1 pseudogene is annotated in these 279 nt (G+C 60.2%); it reads left to right on the top strand.

Annotated elements, in window-relative coordinates:
• Nucleotides 1-279, top strand: a pseudogene (locus EN859_RS37765) (dihydroorotate dehydrogenase); the annotation flags it as partial.

The raw sequence follows: 279 nt of genomic DNA, 5'->3' as shown, positions 1-279 counted from the left end.
GGACTTTGCCTGATCTCAACGTACGCGTAGGCAACGTGAGCCTGCGCAATCCTGTGATGCCGGCCTCCGGGTGCTTTGCCATCGAGTATCGTGAAGCGCTCGATCTGAACCGGCTCGGTGCGCTCGTCATCAAAAGCGTCTCGCCGGTGAGCCGTCCTGGCAACCCCACGCCGCGCGTCGCCGAGACGAGCAACGGCATGCTGAATTCCATCGACATTCCGAGCCGTGGGCTCGACTACTATCTCGCGAATGTGCTGCCTGCTTACACGTGTTTCGAAA

This window comes from Mesorhizobium sp. M00.F.Ca.ET.216.01.1.1 (assembly GCF_004010325.2).
GTDB lineage: Bacteria > Pseudomonadota > Alphaproteobacteria > Rhizobiales > Rhizobiaceae > Mesorhizobium.
The sequence above is the reverse complement of the archived record's forward strand: the minus strand, read 5'-3'. Positions and strand labels throughout refer to the sequence as shown.